This is a genomic window from Miniphocaeibacter massiliensis (assembly GCF_900232905.1).
Lineage (GTDB): Bacteria > Bacillota > Clostridia > Tissierellales > Peptoniphilaceae > Miniphocaeibacter > Miniphocaeibacter massiliensis.
Map to the genome: position 1 here is coordinate 415,225 of NZ_OCTQ01000002.1, position 17,927 is coordinate 433,151.

Annotated in this window: 18 protein-coding genes; 2 read left to right on the top strand and 16 right to left on the bottom strand. The window is 27.3% G+C overall.

The window, feature by feature from the left end; genetic code table 11:
- Positions 1-3: 3 nt before the first annotated feature.
- Positions 4-1,986, top strand: a complete 1,983-nt coding sequence (ftsH, locus tag CS899_RS06130; RefSeq protein WP_100065284.1) for an ATP-dependent zinc metalloprotease FtsH — start codon at positions 4-6, stop codon at positions 1,984-1,986.
- Between the two features lie 224 nt (positions 1,987-2,210).
- On the opposite strand, the gene CS899_RS06135 is transcribed toward ftsH, so the two are convergent.
- The 16 genes from CS899_RS06135 to CS899_RS06210 all read right to left on the bottom strand — a co-directional run bounded on the left by CS899_RS06135 (position 2,211) and on the right by CS899_RS06210 (position 16,171).
- Complete coding sequence (locus CS899_RS06135; protein WP_100065285.1) at positions 2,211-2,939, bottom strand: MerR family transcriptional regulator; 729 nt, start codon at positions 2,937-2,939, stop codon at positions 2,211-2,213.
- A gap of 142 nt (positions 2,940-3,081) precedes the next feature.
- Positions 3,082-3,426: a DUF6608 family protein gene (locus tag CS899_RS06140; RefSeq protein ID WP_340637866.1), complete on the bottom strand. Its 345-nt coding sequence runs from the start codon at positions 3,424-3,426 to the stop codon at positions 3,082-3,084.
- Between the two features lie 51 nt (positions 3,427-3,477).
- On the bottom strand, positions 3,478-4,128 hold the full coding sequence (locus CS899_RS06145; RefSeq protein WP_100065287.1) for a hypothetical protein: 651 nt from the start codon (positions 4,126-4,128) through the stop codon (positions 3,478-3,480).
- Between the two features lie 2 nt (positions 4,129-4,130).
- Positions 4,131-4,784: a hypothetical protein gene (locus CS899_RS06150; RefSeq protein WP_100065288.1), complete on the bottom strand. Its 654-nt coding sequence runs from the start codon at positions 4,782-4,784 to the stop codon at positions 4,131-4,133.
- An 8-nt stretch (positions 4,785-4,792) separates the two neighbouring features.
- The gene (locus CS899_RS06155) at positions 4,793-5,653 is read right to left on the bottom strand and encodes an ATP-binding cassette domain-containing protein (RefSeq protein ID WP_100065289.1); all 861 of its coding nucleotides are present in this window, start codon (positions 5,651-5,653) and stop codon (positions 4,793-4,795) included.
- A 1-nt stretch (position 5,654) separates the two neighbouring features.
- Complete coding sequence (locus CS899_RS06160; RefSeq protein WP_100065290.1) at positions 5,655-6,014, bottom strand: GntR family transcriptional regulator; 360 nt, start codon at positions 6,012-6,014, stop codon at positions 5,655-5,657.
- 134 nt (positions 6,015-6,148) lie between these two features.
- Complete coding sequence (locus CS899_RS06165) at positions 6,149-6,625, bottom strand: HD domain-containing protein (protein WP_100065291.1); 477 nt, start codon at positions 6,623-6,625, stop codon at positions 6,149-6,151.
- Between the two features lie 77 nt (positions 6,626-6,702).
- On the bottom strand, positions 6,703-7,230 hold the full coding sequence (locus CS899_RS06170; protein WP_100065292.1) for a hypothetical protein: 528 nt from the start codon (positions 7,228-7,230) through the stop codon (positions 6,703-6,705).
- A gap of 93 nt (positions 7,231-7,323) precedes the next feature.
- Positions 7,324-7,698, bottom strand: coding sequence for a hypothetical protein (locus CS899_RS06175; protein ID WP_100065293.1), 375 nt, complete (start codon positions 7,696-7,698; stop codon positions 7,324-7,326).
- Between the two features lie 49 nt (positions 7,699-7,747).
- On the bottom strand, positions 7,748-9,154 hold the full coding sequence (locus tag CS899_RS06180; RefSeq protein WP_100065294.1) for an aldehyde dehydrogenase family protein: 1,407 nt from the start codon (positions 9,152-9,154) through the stop codon (positions 7,748-7,750).
- A gap of 57 nt (positions 9,155-9,211) precedes the next feature.
- The gene (locus CS899_RS06185) at positions 9,212-10,279 is read right to left on the bottom strand and encodes a DUF4097 family beta strand repeat-containing protein (protein WP_100065295.1); all 1,068 of its coding nucleotides are present in this window, start codon (positions 10,277-10,279) and stop codon (positions 9,212-9,214) included.
- Positions 10,279-10,593, bottom strand: a complete 315-nt coding sequence (locus tag CS899_RS06190; RefSeq protein WP_100065296.1) for a PadR family transcriptional regulator — start codon at positions 10,591-10,593, stop codon at positions 10,279-10,281. Before CS899_RS06190 ends, CS899_RS06185 begins: the two co-directional genes overlap by 1 nt.
- 122 nt (positions 10,594-10,715) lie before the next feature.
- Entirely contained in the window at positions 10,716-11,960 is a 1,245-nt protein-coding gene (locus CS899_RS06195) for an NRAMP family divalent metal transporter (protein WP_100065297.1), read from the bottom strand.
- A 17-nt stretch (positions 11,961-11,977) separates the two neighbouring features.
- Positions 11,978-13,240, bottom strand: a complete 1,263-nt coding sequence (locus CS899_RS06200; protein WP_100065298.1) for an ArgE/DapE family deacylase — start codon at positions 13,238-13,240, stop codon at positions 11,978-11,980.
- A gap of 19 nt (positions 13,241-13,259) precedes the next feature.
- A complete protein-coding gene (locus CS899_RS06205; protein WP_100065299.1) occupies positions 13,260-14,420 on the bottom strand; it encodes a 4Fe-4S binding protein in 1,161 nt (386 codons plus the stop codon).
- Between the two features lie 149 nt (positions 14,421-14,569).
- The gene (locus CS899_RS06210; protein WP_100065300.1) at positions 14,570-16,171 is read right to left on the bottom strand and encodes a PucR family transcriptional regulator; all 1,602 of its coding nucleotides are present in this window, start codon (positions 16,169-16,171) and stop codon (positions 14,570-14,572) included.
- Between the two features lie 170 nt (positions 16,172-16,341).
- On the opposite strand from CS899_RS06210, the gene CS899_RS06215 reads away from it, so the two are divergent.
- Positions 16,342-17,927: InlB B-repeat-containing protein (locus CS899_RS06215; protein WP_207204749.1), on the top strand; the 1,586-nt coding region annotated here is incomplete at its 3' end.

Genomic DNA, 17,927 nt, shown 5'->3' on the forward strand with positions numbered 1-17,927 from the left:
TTTATGAGTGATAATAATAAGTCCAAAATACCTAATAATTTAAGACCGAATTCTTTGACAATTATTATAGTGGGACTTTTATTATGGGCTGTAGGATTTTCACTAGTTTCATCTTTCTTTGGAGGACAATCTGTTAAAGAAGTTAGTTTTACCGACTTCTGGAACATGGTAGAATCTGATAGTATTACTGGGGTTGTTGAAATGAGCAACCCTATTACTTTTACTGCTAAAGATGCTAATGGAAAAGAAAAAAAATATAAAGTAATTTATGATGCTTATACACAAGATCCTGAGCTAGGATCTTTGTTGAGAGATCATAAAGTAAAATATAAATCTCTTCCTAAAAATATTTTTAGTGAAACTATCCTACCATTAGTTCTTAATTTTGCTTTAATTTTTATTTTCTTTATGCTAATAAGTAGAATTTTAGCCAAACGTATGGGTGGAAATTCTATGAGCTTTGGAAAAATTAATTCAAAAGTTTATGTTCAATCAAAACCTGGAAAGAGTTTTAAAGATGTAGCTGGTCAAGATGAAGCCAAAGAAGCTTTAACAGAAGTTGTCGACTTTTTACATGATCCTAGAAAATACAGTGAGATTGGTGCTGTTTTACCTAAAGGAGTACTACTTGTAGGACCTCCAGGAACTGGTAAGACGTTACTTGCTCAAGCAGTTGCTGGAGAAGCTAATGTACCATTTTTCTCTATGTCTGGTTCAGAATTTGTTGAACTATTTGTAGGTATGGGTGCTTCAAAAGTAAGAGATTTATTTAAACAAGCCAAAGAAAAAGCACCTTGTATTGTTTTTATTGATGAAATTGATGCTATTGGTAAAAAAAGAGATACTCATGGTTTAAGTGGAAATGATGAAAGAGAACAAACTTTAAATCAATTACTAAATGAAATGGATGGTTTTGATGGAAATGCAGGTGTTGTAATTTTGGGAGCAACTAACCGACCTGAAATTTTAGACCAAGCACTGACAAGACCTGGACGTTTTGACAGACAAGTGCCTGTGGAATTACCTGATTTATCAGGTAGAGAAGCTATCCTAAAAGTTCACGCTAAAAAAGTTAAAACTGAAGAAAATATTGACTATAAAGCTATTGCTTTAATGACTGCTGGTGCATCTGGAGCGCAACTTGCTAATATTATTAATGAAGCAGCTCTTAGAGCTGTAAAAGTGGGTCATAAATTAGTTCATCAAGATGATTTGCAAGAATCTGTTGAAGTAGTTATAGCCGGTCAGCAGAAAAAAGGAATGGTTATTTCTCCTAGAGAAAAGAGAATGATAGCTTACCACGAAGTGGGTCATGCTTTAGTAGCTGCATTGCAAAAACATTCAGCGCCAGTTACTAAAATCACTATAATTCCTAGAACTTCTGGAGCCTTAGGTTATACTATGCAAGTTGACGAAGAAGAAAAATTCCTTATGAGTAAAGAAGAAATCTTTAATGAAATTGTTACTTTTACTGGTGGTAGAACTGCTGAGGAGTTAATCTTTAACACTCAAACAACCGGTGCAGCTAACGACATAGAAAGAGCTACAAAACTCGCTAGAGCCATGATTACTCAATATGGTATGACTAAAGAATTTGGAATGGTAGCTTGGGAATCTCAACAAGCAAGATACCTTGATAGTGGAACTTCAAGTGTTGCTTCTCAAAATAAAGCTTCCCAAATAGACGATATGGTAGAACAAATTATCAAAGATGCCCAAGAAAAAGCTAGAGAAATTTTAAGTGAAAATATTGAAAAATTACACGAAATATCTGAATTTTTAATAGAAAAAGAAACTATTACTGGTGATGAATTTATGGAAATTCTTGATTTAGATAGTCCTAAAAAAGAAAATACCACTGAAGAAACACCAAATGATTCTAATAATAATGATATTGAAGCTTCTAATGTATCAGATACAATTGAAAGTTCTGACAATAATTCTGAAGATTTAAATTTAGATGATTGGGAAAATTTAGATGTATAAAAAAGAAAGGTTAATTCCTTTCTTTTTTTATATCAAATTTAATTTTTGTTATAGTATAATTAAATTAGAAATATAACTTTTAAAAATAAATAACTGTCAAGGAGCTAATCATGAGTAATAAAGACCCTAACCAACAACCAATAGTATATTTAATTCTTATAATTCTAATTATTGTATGTGGATTTATAGTTAATAAAATATTTAATTTTCTTTAAAAAATTAGATTAATAATCATCTCTGTATGTTTCTGCTATCCAACTTTTTTGATTGCAATAAGGACACTTTAAATATTTTCCTTTCTTACCATTGTTTAAGCTTAAGGCATCTTTTAAAAAAGTAATAGTAAATTTTTTCTTACAATTTGGACATATATAAGCATTTTTTGACGAATGAAAATATATTAAAGCTAAAAGTAATACTATATCCACAAAAATTATTATAAACATATATAATCCCTCTACAAAGAAATTTAAAATATAACTTAATATTACAATAACTACGTAAAATGTAAGTAGTAAATACGTTTTTCTACTTATTTTTTTATGATGTTCTATCTTTGCAATCAATTCCCTTAATTCATCATTATTTGAAATTTCAATACTACCATTTAATTTTATATCTTCCATTATAGTTGTTATTTTATTTTTAAGTTTGATTTTTTCTTTTATATTTTCTTCTAATTTATCTTGTTTTTTATCAAGCAAATCGTATACTATTGTATACTCATTTTCAGAATTCAAAATATTTCTTATTTCTTTCAAGGAAAATCCCAATGTCTTATATAAACATACTAATTTAAACTTTTCTAAATCTTCTTCAGTATAAATTCGCCTTCCTCCTGTACTATTTTCTGATGGTTGAACAATTTTTTCTTTATCATAATATTGAACAGTTCGTACGCTCACATTACATAATTTTGCAATTTCACCAGTCGTGTAAACTTTTTCTTCCATTTTCCTACCTCCTTATGATTTATTATAAATAAATCATACTATATTACGTTACGTAACAAGCAATAGCTAATAGAAAATCTATTAAGTTATGTTCATTAATAATCTCAGTTCATACAAAAAAGACTATACTAATATAGTCTTTTCATTTTATAATTTTCTTATATTTACTGTAAATATAACTTAATATTTCAATTATTAAATACATACCTGTAAAGTTGAAAAATATATCTCTATAACCATTTGGATGTACTGGCTCAAAAAATCCAGATATAAAGACTACTAAAAATACTGTACTCATCGAAATTATATAAGCAATGAAAAAACTTAAGATTTTGCTTTTAAATTTCAAATTCTTTTCTAAATATATAGTTTCTACTCCTATAAATACAACTACTGCTCTCATCAATATATGAAAATTACTCTCTTCTAGCCTACCGAATAATAACTGAATGGAACTACTACTAATAGTTACTATTGTAAATATCAAACTATATGTTATAAAAAACTCTTAATTTTATTTAATAAATCTTTCATATCACTATATTCTATTTAGCATTACCTTGCTAGCAATTAAAGAAGAAGTGAGTAATAATAGTCCTATTAAAAAATATGGTATATTTTTAAATACATAAATATATATTGAATTAGCATTAAATATTACTATACTTATAATAATCAAGCATAATATTGAAATTAATACCCCTGTTCTAACACTAATTTTAAATGCATATCCCCAAAGAATAGCAATTGAGTGTATAACTAAGAACAATAATGCCGACTTCCAAAATATATCTATGCCGTCTGAAAGATTAAAGTATTTGTAAAATTCAACCTTATTTTCCACTATTATAAATCTTGCAACCAAAGTTACAACTACACTCAACATAATAGACATAACTATCATATTTATAATATTTGATATAAAAATAGATTTTCTTGTAATTCCAGTATTTATATACAGTTTAACGCTCGATGTAGTATCTATTGCAATAAAAAATACAAATAAGCTAGTCATCCAAAATACTATATTTCCTATTATATATGCATCGTTTAAATTTATTCCACCAATTTTAACAAATATACTTGCTATACTTATACCTATAAACAAGGGTACTATCCCAATAAATATATGTGATAAGCTCTTTAAAATATTTTTAAATTGTAATTTTTTCAATCTAGATAATCCCATATTTACCCTCCTATAAAATCCAATACTTTTTTACTTCCAACTATGGACAATAATATTATTATTAATGAAAAGAATAAGTTAATAATAAAGACATATTTATCTCCTACTAATAAATCATATAAATAAAATAAAAACATTACTGATACACCAACTGTAATACCTACTATATAATTTTTCTTAAAAGCATAAGTAATTAATAATGCCAAAGAAGAAATAGTCATGAATTGTATAAAATAGTCAATAAAAAACTTAATTGCATTTCCTTCTTGTATAGTTTCAAATACAAAACCTGTTGGCTTTAACTGCATTCCTATAACTACTGAAGCTCCTATTACCAATGAATATATAGTAGAAATAAATAATATATACTGAATATTTAACTTAAAAACTGTCTTTCTTGTATAACCTGATAATAAATATAATCTTACTCCTAGTACAAATTCTATTATTTCAGCTACTAAAAAAATATTTAGAAAGCTTTTGAGTCCTTCACCATATACTTCATTTAGTATCCCTTTTGTTAAGTCTGAATTCTCCAAGTAATTTAACAACATTTTTAATCCTGCTGGAAGGATTATAAAAACCGATAATATTAAAATCAAATGCCATAGAACATCTTTACTTTTTAGTTTTAAAAATCCCCTTAAATTTTTCATTTTATCTCCTAACTAAAATGTACTAGTAAATTTTGTAATGACATATTTTCTATCATAATGTTGTCTAATTCTATTTTTTCTAATTCTTTTTCTGTAAATTTATCATAAACATAATATCTATACATAACACCAAACTTTTCCTTGTTTATTATATTCTTATTTGATAAATAAACATCTAAGTTATCCTCTTTACCAACAAATGACTTTGCATTACTTGTAATATTTTCTAAACTATCATATAATTTAACTTTTTTGTCAGCCAATAAAATTACATTCTCAAAATAGTTTGCAACCTCGTCTATTATATGTGTAGATATAATTATTGTTCTTGGATTTTCTTCCAAATCTTCCATTAATGTAGAATAAAATTCATATCTAGTTTTTGCATCTAAACCAGATGTTGGTTCGTCAAATATAGTTATCTTTCCTCTAGCTGTAAGTCCTATTACTAAATTCACAAGATTTTTTTCTCCCTTAGACAGCTTTTTGTATTTAGAATTTAAATTAATATTAAATTTCTCTATAAGATATGTATTATACTCACTATCCCAATTCTTATATAATTGCGAAGTCAACTTGAAAAGTTTTTTCAATTTATATTCTGTATAATAATCTTCCTTAAACATATCTTCTGAAATATAAACTATATCTTCTACTACTTTTTGATTTTCTAAAACAATCTCTCCGTTTAGTTTAATATCTCCTGTATATCCTATTTTTATATTTGAAATAGATTGCAATAAAGTAGTTTTTCCAACTCCATTATTTCCTATTAAACCATATACTTTATTATTTTCTAATTCTAAATTTATATCATTCAGTATTTCTTTTTTTCCATATTTTTTACTATAATCAATTATTTCTAGCATTTTAAACCTCCACTTCCTTTATTAACTCTATTAATTTATCTTTATTTATATCTAATTTTTTAGCTTCTTTTATTATTTCTGGTATCAAGTTGCTTAGAAATTCTTCTTTTCTTTTTTCTATTACAATATTTCTTGCATTTTCTGTTACAAACATTCCCATTCCTCTTTTCTTATATAAAATTCCATTATCCACTAAAATTGTAAGTCCTTTTCTTGCTGTTGCAGGATTGATTTTATAAATACTAGAAAATTCATTAGTTGAAGGAGCTCTATCATCTGCTTTTAAATTTCCTGATATTATTTCATCTTCAATAATGTCTACTATTTGTAAGAAAATTGGTTTTTCAGAATTGGCATTCAAATTTACACCTCCTAATCAGTTAGCTAGTTAAGTAACTAACTAAATAATATACTCTTATTCGTACTTTGTCAACTATGTTTTTAAAATAAAAAAAGACATCGGATAAAACCAATGTCTTTTAAAAATTAAATATTCTACATTCCAATAGCAATTCTTCGTTTTAATATTTCTACTGTTTCTGTTGTTGCTGATATTTTATCTGCCATACATACTATCCAACTTTCTTTATACTTTGGAAGAAATGGAACAAGTGGAAACATATGCTTTAATATTATATCACCTTCAACTTTTGTTAAGCTAAACTCTTTCTTTGCATTTTCCCAAGCCCTTTTAGGATGTCTGAAACCATGCCATCCATCATGTGCTTTTCTATCATGCCAGTCATATAAAAAGTAATCATGTAAAAGTGCCCCTCTTATTAAAAGTTTATAGTCTACTTTTAAATTATACTTCATTGCTATTTCGCAACTTAAATAAGCAACTTTAATACTATGTTCATATACTGAAGTTTCACCATGCTGTATAAACTCTTTCGTCTCTTCATATCTTGAAGTATTTTCTAATTCTTCTATTTCTTTTTCAATTAATTCTTCATATATCTCTTTTGTCATATCTCACCTACCTCTTATAACTAATTCGTTAATTACTCTGTTCAAAATTCCTAATCATATTAATATATTACTTTATTTTAATCAATATATTTAGAAAATATATTTCCATATCTTGAATTCATTGTTATAGAAGTAATATTTCCATATTTTATTTCTTCATTTTTTTCGTCCCAAATACCATCTGCATCAAAGCTTTTAAATATCAAACTATTTTCCTTTACTTCTAATATTTTTCCAATCCAAAATTCTTCATTGTATTCATCTTCTATTATTATGTTTTGTTTATATTTTTCTATACTTTCAAATATTGTTTTCCAATTTGACAAATCAACATTTGGAGTATTTATATTATCTAAATCTAGTTCTTTTCTTAATATATAGTTACACATATCATTTCTTAATGAAACAGTTCTTATATCTTTAATTTTTCTTATAGTATAGCCATCCAATAAAAAGTCATCTTCTTCAATTCCTAAAAGGAATTTTTTACTATATTTTAAAGGTATTAAATAATAATAATTTTCTTCGTATTTAAAGAATACTCTTACTAAGTCTTTATTTTTAATCCAACTTTTTAAATATTTAAATAATTTATCTCGATTCATTTTTACCCCTTTTATTACCTTAATTTTATATTAATAATCAATATAACACAATCTATTTTAAATAATAAAAAACATCTATTTAAAATAGATGTTTTATTTATTCCCATTTCTATATTTTTTAAATTTTAACATTTTTATAAATGTTCCAATCATAAATCCTGGTATTGCTGGAATTAATCCAAAATATAAAGAGATGGAGTTATATCCACTTCCTACAAATACTATAATTGGCATAGCTACTCCTAACACTCCATAGAGTATTGTAAATAAATACTTCATTAATCCACCATACAAACTAGATAGAAAATTTGTTACAAAAGCACTTATTGGAAATATTATGTAGAAGAATATAACACTGTATCCCATTTCATTTCCAGTAATAAATAATTTACCAACTATTAATGATACAACTATTAAAAGTATAAAATATATTAAAAGAATTTTATCTATTTTAGATCTTCTATTCATAAAAACACTCCTATATATAAAATCATATTTGATATATTATAACATGTTATTATGAAATTATAGATTTTACCTCTAAATATTCTTTTAAGCCAAAAACTCCAGCTTCTCTACCTAGTCCAGATTGTTTATATCCTCCAAATGGTAAATATGCATCTGAAATTTCAGAATTTACATAAACATCTCCGGCTTCTATCTCTCTTGCAATTTTATTAGCTTTCTTACTTTCCCCATAAACTGCTGATGAAAGACCATATATAGTATCGTTAGCTACTTCTACAGCTTCTTTTTCATCTTTTACTTCTATTATAGATAATACTGGTCCAAAAATTTCATCTTTTGCAATTGTCATTGAATTTTTTACATTATCAAATACAACTGGTTTAATAAAATATCCTTTTTCTGGCTTTTTAGGAACTTCTCCTAATATTAGTTCCGCTCCTTCTTTAATTCCTAATTCAATATATTTTTTTACTTTATTGAATTGTTTTTCATTCACTAATGGACCAACATTTGTTTTTTCATCCATTGGATTTCCTACAACTAAATTTTTATATTGTTTTTTTATTTCTTCAACAACTTTTTCTTTATATTCTGATAAAACAATTATTCTAGACAATGCTACACAAGTTTGTCCACAGTTCGCAAATAAAGAAGTAAATACTCTATTTATTCCAGTTTCTATATTAGTATTATCCAGAAAAATGGCTGGAGATTTCCCTCCTAGTTCTAGTGTAATTTTCTTTACAGTATCAATAGCAATCTTCCCAACTTCTTTTCCACCACTTGTAGAACCTGTAAAAGAAACTTTTCTAACTAATGGATGACCTGCCAACAACTCTCCAATTTCTCTTCCTTTCCCTGTTACAAGATTTAAAACACCTTTTGGAAGACCAGCTTTTTCAAATCCATTCACTATGTGATAAGCTGTTAATGGTGCAACTTGACTAGGTTTCAATACAATTGTACAGCCAGCTAAAATAGCTGGTATAATTTTTTGAATTATTTGTCCCATAGGAAAATTCCACGGTGTTAAACATGAAACTACACCTACAGGTTCATATCTTACAATTCCAACCCCTAATTTTTCTTCAAATTTAAATTTTTTTGCTACTTCAATAAATGCATTAATTCTATTTATATTATTCTGAACTTGGGTTGTCTTTGAAAAATTAATAGGAGCACCTTGTTCTTTTGTAATTATACTAGCTATTAATTGGAGATTTTCTTCCAAGTATTTTTTGAATTTCTCAACTATCTCTATCCTTTCCGATATTGCTGTATTTTTCCAAACCTTAAAAGCTCTATAAGCAGATTCTACTGCTAGATTTACATCTTTCTCATTAGCTCTTGGAACCTTTCCTATTAGCTCTTTATTGGAAGGATTTTCAACCTCTATAAATTTACCAGAATTAGATTCCACATAATTTCCATCTATATATAATTTACTGTAATTCATAAAACACCTCCTTAAACCTATTATATTTATATCCTAATTTAAGAAAGTAATAACAATTTATCTTATTTTAATATTACCTGATACAGTTCTTATATACATTCTACTATTAGATCTTCCTATTATATTCCTATAACTCTTACCTATATTCTTTTTAAACCCACTTTCTTCTCTTACAGATATATCCCCAGATATTGTAGATATATCTATATTAAAGTTCATGTTTTCTACTTCACCTTTTATTTCTCCTGATACTGTATTTATTGAAATATTATTAGAATTTATAAACTTAAATTTAAAATTCCCTGATACAGTATCTATATTTACTGTCGGATTATCTGCATCTATATTAATATCTCCTGAAATATTATTTACATTAATATTATTCTTTACTCCTCTTATATTGAACTTTCCAGATGCAGAATTTCCTTTAAACATACTTCCTTTTGTTTCCAAATCTAAATTTCCACTTGCAGATAAGAAATTTACATTATTTTTATTCACATAAACCCTTCCATCTCCACTTTCACTACTAATATTAATATTTGCCTCATTTCCAATAGGAATTTTTATATATATTTCTTTAACCGGACTTTTTATACCAAAAGAAAAGTATTTATTTATATCAAATTTACTTGCATCATAAGTTCCAACTTTTAATGTAGTACCTTCTTTCAAAACTGTAAAATCATATTGCTCTTCTGCTGCTGTATGCGTTACCTCTATATAATCTTCATTATGATTCTCTATATATACGTCTGTATTAGCAACTTTTACTTCTATTCTGTGAATAGGTGTTTCAATTCTTTCATTTTCCATAACTACATCATAAGCGCTTGAACTTTTTTCTTTTTTAGTAAAGATGTTTCCTATTTTATCAGCAATATCAGAGAAAAACTCTTTATTAAATCCACTCTTTTTACTTTCTGTAAATATTCCTTCTTCTTTAAATTCTTCATATATTTCTTTAGGACTTCCTAAAGATCTAGAAATTTCTTCTTCTGACTTACCTTGAGTCTTTCCCATTCTAAAATGTTCCTCATAATCTGCTTTTATTTCCTTGTATACATAACCTTCTACATCTCTAAAATAATAATCTAATAATTCCATAAATTCTTTTTCGTTCATTATTTTACCTCCTCTAATATTGCTTTAACTCCATATACTAAACTATTCCAATCTTCATATGATTTTTTTAAGTAAACTTTGCCAGTTTCTGTTATTTTATAATATTTCCTCTGTGGACCTGTTTGTGATTCCTTATAATATGTTTCTACATAACCTTCTTTTGAAAGCCTTCTCAACATAGGGTATATAGTTCCTTCTGACATATTTATAAAGTCAGATAATGATTCAACTATTTCATACCCGTAGGAATCTGCTCTATTGATAACAGCTAAAACGCATAACTCAAGTACACCTTTCTTTAATTGAGTATTCATTATATCAACTCCTTAGTAACATTATAAAGCAAGGTACATCATTATGCAAGGTACCTTGTATATTACTTTTATTGTTTTAAAAAAAGAAAGTGTAAATTATTCACACTTTCCTTCTTGTTTATTTAAAATAAGGAACCTATATCTCCTAATGAGCTTATTCCTAGATAAGCTGTTAAAAGTACTACTATTACTCCTGTTACTATCAGCCATTTTGGATGCTTGTATTCTCCTACTATTCGTTTATTCATACTTCCTACTAACATTACTCCCATGGTTATAGGTAAAACAAGACCATTTAAAGCCCCTGTTAAGACAAGTACACTTGATGGTTTACCATAAACCATATAAATCAATCCAGAAATAAGTATAAAAAGTATGCTTAATTTTGGTCTGTGTTTTTCTATTGATTTAAAAGCACTTGTTAAAAAACTCATTGAAGTATATGTAGCTCCTACTATAGAAGTTATTGATGCAAATAATAATACAACGCCAAAAAATTTATATCCTATATTTCCCGCTCCATGCTTAAATGCATCTGCTACTGGATTACTAGGGTCAAGAGTGACTCCTTTTATTATTACTCCTAAAACCGCTAAAAATACTCCCGTCCTAATTATAGTTGTTATTACAAGTCCTCCTATTGCAGAACGGTCTATTTCTTTTACTCTTTTTGCTCCAACTATACCTCCTTCTAATAGTCTGTGCCCTCCTGCAAACGCATGGTAACCACCTACAGTTCCTCCTACTAATGTAAGTATAGGTAAAAATTTGATTATTTCTGGAGAAAATGTTTCTTTTATAGCTTGCCCTACTGGAGGTTTAGAAATAATAGCTACTACAATTACTAAAATAATCATTCCTAAGCCTAGAAATTTAGTCAATTTATCTATAGCTTTATTTACTTCTTTAGATAAAAATATAAGCAATGCTATAATTATCGCTATAGCTGAAGCTATTTTAGGATTTAAACCAAATAGTGTTGTAAGTCCCATTTGTGCACCTGCAACATTTCCTATATTGAAAACTAAACAACCTGCTATTATTAAAAATGATATTAAATACCCTAACCCTGGTAATAGTTTATTTGATATTTCATCTCCTTTTAACCCAGATACAGATATTACTCTCCATATAGTAAGTTGAGCCACAATAGACATAAGTAAAGCTACAAATATAACAAATCCAAACGAAGCTTTAAGCTCACCTGTAAATATTGCTGTTTGTGTTAAAAAACTTGGACCTACTGCGGAAGTAGCCATTAAAAAAGCTGCTCCTATTAATACTGACACAATATTTTTTTTTGAATCTTTTTTATCTATATCTTTTACATCATCAACGTCCTTTTCATTTGTTTTTTTATCTTTCATAATTTACCCCTTTAAAACTAATTCATTGCTTCACACCATTCCATTATTGTTTGTGTTAAAATTTTTATGCTGTTTATATAGTCATCTAAATCCACCCATTCATTGTTAGAATGCATTTGCTCAGTTTTTCCTGGTCCAAAAATTACTGTTGGGGTATTTCCATACTTATTTAAAAATCTAATATCTGCAGCCCCTTGTCTTCCACTTATAGTAGCTTCTTCCCCAATTACTTTTTGATAATTAGAAGATAAAGTCCTTACTATCGAACTATCTATTGATATTTCTGAAGGTTCTGCAAAATATCCAACAAATTCTATTTTAGGTGGATTATCTTTTAGCCAGTCATTTTTAGCTGTTTCTGATATTAAAAAGTCAACAAATTCTTCTTTAACTTTTTCTGTATCTTCATTTGGAACAGTCGCAAATGAACCTTTTAAAATACAAGTATCTGGAAATGCACTAGCATAAGTTCCACTTTCAAATATTCCTATCATACAAGGTATTGAACTTAGTATATCTGGATAAAGAAAGTGTTTAACTGTCTTAACTCTTTTATTTTCAAATTCATTTATAATTTTATGTACTATATAACCTAAGTCTATTGCATTAATTCCTTCAAATCTTTTTTGAATACCAGCAGATTTACCATTTATATGAATTTCAAACCATACTCTTCCTATTGAACTAGGTTGTATACACATACTAGATGTCTCACAGCATATTCCTGCATCAGCCTTTATTCCTCTAATAACACAATCCAAAGTCCCATTTCCTGATAATTCCTCATCTATAACATACTCGGTAATAACATCTCCTTTTAATTTAATTTCGCACTCAATTAAGGCTTTTAGACTCATAGCTATCGCTGCAACTCCTGATTTCATATCTGAAGTTCCTCTTCCATACATCCTATTTTTTTCAATAGTTGCCGACCATGGGTCAAATTTCCATTTTTCTTTATCACCTTCAGGTATTACATCAGTATGCCCATTTAACAAAAGTGATTTCCCTTCACCTGCTCCTTTTAATCTTGTTATTACATTTGGTCTGTTTTCATAACCACTTGATACTTCTACATATCCTGGATGTTTTTTTAATTCATCCCAGTTTGGTTCTAAAACTTCTACATCTAATCCAAGTTGCTTACTATATTCTGCTAGGTATTTCTGAATTTCGAATTCTGAACCTGTTACACTTGGAATTTTTATAATATCTCCTAAAAATCCAATTAATTCTTCCTTATTTTCATCTATCCAATCATCAACTTTTGCTCTATTCATATTTCCCTCCTTGTTGATGTTAATCTACAAGAGTAATAGCTTGAGCTGGACACCACTGTTCACATAATCCACAACCATCACAAGTTGATCTATCTACTATATAATCTCCATCACTTGACTTACTAATGGATCTATAAAAACAAACTTTAATACATTTGTCGCATTCTGTACATATATCATTATCAATTGTTGCAAATTTAGGCGGTAATTGAGCTATTTCTTCAACTGTCGCTATATGAGGTAATGCTATTCCTCTTATTTCTTCAAATGATTTATATCCTTTCTTATCCATCCAATTTTCAAGATCCTTTAACAACTTAGGAATTATGTTATATCCCATCCACATAACTTCAGTACAAGTTTGTACAGTTGTAGCTCCAAGCATTATGTATTCTATAATATCCTTATAGCTACTAACTCCTCCTGCTGCTGATATTGGAATGTCAACATTTCTGGCTACTTCTGTTAGATGTCTCATTATCACTGGTTTAATTGCTGGTCCTGTATAACCACCATAGGCTCTTAATATTGGTTTCCCAGTTTCTATGTCAACTCCTGCAAATGATCTTATAGAATTACTTATAGTTATTCCATCTGCTCCTGCTTCTTTTGCAGCTTGAGCTACCTCTACCATATCCGTTACATTTGGTGTAAGTTTAACTGTAAAAGGAACTTTTGATACAGCTTTAGCTGCTTTTATTTGAGCATATGTACGATTAGCATCTTTTCCTATATGCATACCAACTGTTGAGGCTGGCATTGGACAAGATACATTTAATTCGAATAAATCTACTAGTCCTGTAGCTTGCATTTCTTCTACCAATTTTGCTGTTTCTTCTGGATTTGGCATAGCTAAAATACTTATATGCATTGTTGCTCCTGATTTTTTTGCAATAGCCAAGTCTTCTTCTATCCATTCATCCCTTGTTTTTGTTGTAAACAATTCTAAATTAACCATCCCTATTGGTCGTTTTCCATTTCCTTTATATAGAAAAAGTCTTCCATTTCTAGGATGTACAGCCCAATCTTGTCTTGGCCCTATAGTTTTAGGTATAACTCCTCCTATTCCTGCTGCTCCTGCTAATCTCATTCCTTCACCATCTTGACCAGGCGTAGCTGAAGCCAACACTAAAGGATTTCTGTATTTAACTCCACAATAATTTACACTTAAATCTTTCATCTTTTATTCCCCCTATAAAAAAATTAAAGCAAACTAATAGCTATTAGCTTACTTTAATTCTATATATTTTATTTTTATTTGTCTTTTTTTTAACTAATATATGTTCTATAGCACTATCTATATTTATTTCTTTGTTCTAGAGAACAAAATTATAAAACATCTAAAAATTTTATACTTAAATATAGTCTAAGAATTGTATCATAGTCGGACATATCATATCCTGTTATTTCAGATATTTTATTAATTCTATAATTTACTGTATTTTTATGAACATATAAATCTCTTGATGTTTCTATTAGACTTCCATTGTTTTTGAAATAGGCTTTTAAAGTAATTAGCAGATCTGAATTGTTTTTTTGATCATATTCTATAATAGACTCTAGCTCTTCATAATAAAATTTATTCATTTTTCTACTATGTTTAAGGTAATATAGTATTTTATAAATCCCAAAGTCTTCCAGCTTATGCAATTTAAATGGTTCATAATTATTTTCAACTGCTATTTTACAAATAAAAGAAGATTCCCCATTTATTTTTGGTATATCCTCTATCCTTTCAGCAGTACTAGATAGACCTATGTGAGTTTTAATTTTTTTATTTTCTAACTTGATTCTATTTATTAATTTTTCAATATTTAATATTTCTAAATTTCTATTAAAAGAATTTACTAATATAGTTATATAGTTTTGTTCTTGATTTATTAAAAAATTTAACTTTTTTTCTTTTAACGTTTCAAATATATCACGAATATATTTTTTTATTAGTCCATCAAAATTTTTATAATTAATTTTTTCTATATTGAAAAAGGCCATTTTAAAAATTATAAAACTTTTTGAAATATCAAATTCAATTTCTTTAACTCTTTCATATATTTCCTTAATATCATATTTTTCTTGATTTAATATCATTTTCATAAGTTCATTACTTCTATTTATCTCTTCTAAAATTTTATTTTCTTTTCTTGTATTTTCCATAGAAATTAAAATTTTTAAATAGTGTAATATTTCAACTTCTAACTTTATATCTGTAAACTCTTCTATATCTACAATAATATATTTAATCTTTTTACTTAAAATACTAACCCCAACAAATTTTTTTCCATTTTTAATTTCTTTTTCATCAAGTTTATAAACTATTTCATCTAATTTATCAAATTTATTTATATTTTTCTTTAAAATATTTACTGATTTAGTATCATCTTTTATTTTTGGATTCTTATTTATAACTTTCCCATCTTCATTCAAACAGTATATATTCTTTCCAGTATAAGAATTTACTTTTTTGCAAATTTCTTCATAGTTTTCATCAATAATAAAGGGGATTATCTCTTCTTTAAACAAATTTATTTTTTCAAGAAATATACTATTTTTATTAATTATATATCTATTTATAGGATCCATATATTCACTATAAGGCTTATTCTCCGGTATCTTTAATAAAACAAATCCTAAATTATTTGCATAATCTATCATTTTTTTAGGTATTTCATTTAGATATTTCCCTGGTTTAATAGCAAGTGCCGATATTTTTTTCTCATGCATATCTTTAATTAATCTACAAGCTTCTTCAATATCATCTTGAAAAGTATATCCAGTAGTAAATAAAATCTCTCTACCTTTCATCCACCTTAAAACTTCAGGAACTTCAACTATATTGACTGCTCTAACTTCTTTGTGAACTTTATTTTTACCCGCTATTAATTCAACATCTTTAAATTCCTTCATATTTAATACATCAATTATTTTAAGCATTCTTTTCTCCTTTCTATTATTATTATTTCCTATCCTCTGTTTAATGTAATTATATACTTTTTAATTTATAAATTTATATAATATTTATACTCCATATGCAATATTGTTTTAAATATAACTGTATATTAAAATAATAATTATACAAATATATTTAATAGAAAGGATTTTTTATGAAAAAAATTTACAAAAACTTTATTTTGTCTTTAGTATTATTTACAACTCTAATGCTAAATCAAATATTGCCAACTACTACATCTTTAGCTAATACTAACGCTAACTTACCTAAAGAACCTACTGAAGTCACTGTAACGCCGAGCAAATATGTTCCTAGAATAGGAGAAGAGATTATATTTAAAATTGATAATTTTGGATATGAAAATATTGAAACGGGAATAGGCTCTGATTATAGAATACAAGTGTATAATACCGAATCTGATGATAACTTTGCTCAGCAATTAAAAAAAATTGAATTACCTGAAGTACAAGTAGAAAAATATTTAAACGGAGAATGGATTAATAATGGCTTGGAAATTTCTAGTAGAATGATGACTAATACTTCCCTTACTGGTCTTGGAGTTGAAGATACTATGTATAAATCGGAAGATACACAAGATTATAAAGTAACTAGAGATAATATTAATAGCAAACTTGAAAGTTCTAATAAAACTTGGGGAAATATTTATAATTTTTATGTATATTTTAGTTATTTAAATGATAATGGTAAAACTGAAATAGGCTATGCAAATAGATTATCCCATAAAGGAACTGCTGATGTTACTTATAGCATTTCAGATAATAAATCTAGTAAGCCTTTCGCAACTATGCAAGGACTTTCTGAATGGTATACTAATGACAATCAGCTTAATCCTGATGTTGAAAGACCTAAATCAGACTATCCTAAAAACTGGCTTTATTATGAAACATCAGATATAGAATTAGAAGTACTAAATCTTAAAGAAGCATATGAACCAGAAGATAATGTTAAACTAAAAGTTACAATAAAAAATACTAGTGAAAATATTCCTAACACTAGACTTATGTCAGGACTTGACTTTGGAGAAAAAGATATTGTAAAAACCCCTGTAAAAACAGAAGGAACTCCTAATGTTACTTTCTCTATTCCAGAAGATATGGGAAGTAATGGACTAATAAGTAAAAGTACAATAGCACCTCAAGAAAGTTTAACATTTGAAACAGAAATAACTTTACCTTCTGATTTTTCTGAACATTTAAATGAAACTAAAGATAAATTAGTATTGACACCATTCCTATATACATCAAATATTCATTCAGATAATTCTGGGCAAAAAGCATATTTGCATTCAGAAGAAAGAGAATATAATCAAGGAATGGAACTTCCTATAAAAAAAGCTCCTACTGCTGAATACACAGTAATATTTGAACCAAATGGCGGAACATTTAAAGATGGAACAACAGAAGCAAAACAAGTAACGGTAAATCATGGAGAAAAAGTAAAAGAAGAAGAAATAACTAAAAAAGATTCAACATTTGAAGGTTGGTTTACAGATAAAGAACTAACAAAAGCATATGACTTTGAAAGTCCAGTAACAGAAGATATAACACTATATGCAAAATGGAAAGCAAATGATCCAGTAGGAATAAAAGGAATAACTCTAATAGGAGGAACAGCAGCATTAAGTCAAAGAGTAGAAAATCAACTAAAAGAGTATAACCCAAAAAGACTGCAAGGAGCTGACAGATACACAACAGCAGTAAAAGTAAGTAGAGAATACAA